At 72.2% G+C, this 3,314-nt stretch carries 3 protein-coding genes; 1 reads left to right on the top strand and 2 read right to left on the bottom strand.

The features are described from left to right. Together VGR37_16785 and VGR37_16790 are read right to left on the bottom strand one after the other, a co-directional pair. Positions 1–437 (bottom strand): DUF402 domain-containing protein (locus tag VGR37_16785; protein ID HEV2149065.1); only part of this gene is annotated, 437 nt, incomplete at its 3' end. Positions 438–442: 5 nt separating this feature from the next. Further along, positions 443–2,731, bottom strand: coding sequence for an NADP-dependent malic enzyme (locus VGR37_16790; protein HEV2149066.1), 2,289 nt, complete (start codon positions 2,729–2,731; stop codon positions 443–445). 352 nt (positions 2,732–3,083) lie between these two features. Between VGR37_16790 and VGR37_16795 the strand changes: the two genes are divergently transcribed. Beyond that, a partial coding sequence (locus VGR37_16795) for a hypothetical protein (GenBank protein ID HEV2149067.1) occupies positions 3,084–3,314 on the top strand: 231 nt, incomplete at its 3' end.

Here is a 3,314-nt window from a genome sequence, read left to right on the forward strand (position 1 = left end):
GCCTCGGCCAGGGCGCGCGCCGCGGTGCCGGCGTCGAGCCAGCCGTTCCGCACCGCCTCGTCGAACTCGTCGCGGTCCAGGACCTCCACCGCGCCGTCGGCGCCGGACCACACGTCCAGCGCCAGGTCGGTCGTCTCCCACTCGCTCCCCCGCATGCCCACGGGGGTGAGGACGTTGGCGTAGCACCCGGTGAAGGTGCCGTCCGCGAGGTGGAAGCGGCCCACGTCGTGCCAGACGTCGCCGCGGTAGGTGAACCAGACCACCGGGGCGCCCGGCTCCAGGACCACGCGCCCGGCGGCCCGGACGGGGCGGGGGAGCCCCGCCGCCTTCAGGAGCGTCACCACGTGCTCCCCCGCGTCCTCCACCAGCGCCTGCTCGAAGAGCTGCTCCCGGTCCGGGAGGCGCCGGTAGCGGATGCGGACCGTGTCCGCCGCCATCCGGCTCAGCCGATCCCCAGCGGGATCTGGGGGGCCGGCTTGCGCGACTGTGCGTCCACCACGGCCAGGGCGGTCAGGTTGGCGACCTCCACCGCCTCGCTCCCGCGCTGCAGCACGTGGATGGGGTGCGCGATCCCCAGCAGGATGGGGCCGAAGGCCTCCGCCCCGCCCAGCCGCGCCATGAGCTTGTATGCGATGTTCGCGGAGTTCAGGTCCGGGAAGATCAGCACGTTCGCCGCGCCCTTGAGGGTGCTGAAGGGGTACCCCTTCTCGCGCAGCTCCGGGACCACGGCGTTCTCCACCTGCATCTCGCCGTCCACGGCGAGGGCGGGGTCCGCCGCCTTCACCAGCTCCGTGGCCCGGCGCACCTTGTCGGACTCCGGGTGCTGCACCGAGCCGAAGTTGGAAAAGGAGAGCATCGCCACCCGCGGCTCGATCCCCAGCCAGCGGACGAACCCCGCCGCCAGGCGGGCGATCTCCGCCAGCGTCTCCGCGTCCGGGTCGATGTTCACGGTGGTGTCGGCGAAGAAGAGGATCTCCCGCTCCAGCACCATCATGTACAGCCCGGCCACGTGCGACACGCCGGGGGCCGTCCCCACCGCCTGCAGCGCGGGGCGGATCGTCTCCGGGTAGTACATGTCCTCGCCGGCCACCAGCCCGTCGGCGTCGCCCTCCAGCACCATCATGCACCCGAAGGTGACGGAGCGGCGCACCTCGCCGCGGGCGTCGGCCAGCGTCATCCCCTTTCGCTGGCGCCGCTCCCAGAGCCGCTGCGCATAGCGCTCCAGCCGCTCCTCGTCGCCCAGCCGGTCCACCACCTCCACCCCGGCCAGCGAGATCCCCAGCTCCGCCCCGCGCGCATGGATCCGCTCGGCGCGGCCCAGCAGGATGGGCTTCGCGATCCCCTCCTGCACCGCCAGCGCGGCGGCGCGGACGATGGTCTCGTTCTCCCCCTCGGGGTAGACGATGCGGCGCGGGTCGCGGCGGGCACGGCTCATGATGTCGCGCATCACCTCGCGCCGCCGTCCCAGCCGCGACTCCAGCTCGCCGCGGTAGGCGTCCAGGTCCAGCGCCTGGCGCGCCACCCCGGTGTCCACGGCCGCCTGCGCCACCGCGGGGGCCACCCAGAGCATGATCCGCGGGTCGAAGGGCTTGGGGATCAGGTAGTCCGGCCCGAAGCGGAAGCGCTCGTCGCCGTACGCCCGCTCCACCGACTCCGGCACGTCCTGCCGCGCCAGCTCCGCCAGCGCGCGGGTGGCCGCCATCTTCATCTCGTCGTTGATGGTGCGCGCGCGCACGTCCAGCGCGCCGCGGAAGATGAAGGGGAAGCCCAGGACGTTGTTGATCTGGTTGGGGTAGTCGGTCCGCCCGGTCGCCATGATGGCGTCGGGGCGCACCCGCGCCACCTCCTCCGGGGTGATCTCCGGGTCCGGGTTCGCGAGCGCGAAGACAATGGGGCGCTCCGCCATGGAGAGGACCATCTCCGGCGTGACCGCCCCCGCCACCGAGAGCCCCACGAAGACGTCGGCCCCCACCATGGCGTCGGCCAGCGTCTCCAGCTCCGTGTCCTGCGCGAAGCGGGCCTTGTACGGGTCCGTGTCGGCCGGGTCGCGGTCGGTGCGGACGATCCCCTTCCGGTCCGCCATGAAGACGTTCTCGCGCCGCACTCCCAGCGAGACGTAGTGCTCCGCGGTGGCGATGGCGGCCGCCCCGGCGCCGGAAAAGACCACGCGCACCCGGTCGATGGCCCGGCCGGTGACGTCCAGCGCGTTCAGGAGCGCGGCCCCGGAGATCACCGCGGTGCCGTGCTGGTCGTCGTGGAAGACGGGGATGTCCAGCCGCCGCTTCAGCTCCTCCTCGATGTAGAAGCAGGCCGGGGCGGAGATGTCCTCCAGGTTGATCCCCCCCACCGTGGGCTCCAGCAGCTCGCAGAAGCGGATCACGTCGTCCGGGTCCGGCGAGCCCACCTCCAGGTCGAACACGTCGATGTCGGCGAAGCGCTTGAAGAGCACGCCCTTCCCCTCCATGACCGGCTTGGCCGCCAGCGGGCCGATGTCGCCCAGCCCCAGCACGGCGGTCCCGTTGGAGACCACCGCGACGAGGTTGCCGCGCGCGGTGTAGCGGAACACCTCCTCCGGGTCCCGCGCGATCTCGCGGCACGGCTCCGCCACGCCCGGGGAGTAGGCGAGCGACAGGTCGCGCTGGGTGCTGGCGGGCTTGGTGGGGACGACGGCGATCTTGCCGCGGCGGCCGGAGCTGTGGTAGTCCAGCGCGTCCTGGCGGTGGTACGACATGATGGCAGACCTCGGTTTCCGGCGGTTCAACGGAGCGCGTAGCGTAGCCCGCGGGCCGGGGGAGTGTCAAGCAACGGGCGCCCCGCCGCGGCGCGCGCACGTGCATTCCGGTGCGCCGGTGAGCGACACGTAGTGCACCACAACGGTGCACCGTTGTGGTGCACGTTCGGGCGGGTCGCACCAGAATGGTTCGTCCATCCGTTTGCTCCAGTCGGGCCAAGGTGGCCTGCAGCAACGGTTTACTGTTTTGGTGCGGTTGGCCCGAGGCGTGCTTTTAGTTTCCGCCAGAAGCCGGCTCCGTGGGCGTCCCCATGGGCGGTGCAGTGCCAAACCCCGACTCCGGAGTACCCGCATGAAGAAGCTCGCCCTGCTCCTCCCGCTCGCCGTCGCCGCCTGCGCGGACGAGACCCGCACGCCCGTGACGTCGCCCGAAGCGGATGCGCCCGTGCTCTCCGCCGCCTCCGGGGCGATCCAGGACCAGTACATCGTGGTGCTGAAGGAGGGGGCGAACCCCCGCTCCGTGGCAGCCATTGCCGGGGTGGAGCCGCGCTACGTCTACGAGGCCGCGCTCAACGGCTTCGCG

This window comes from Longimicrobiaceae bacterium, assembly GCA_035936415.1.
GTDB lineage: Bacteria > Gemmatimonadota > Gemmatimonadetes > Longimicrobiales > Longimicrobiaceae > JAFAYN01.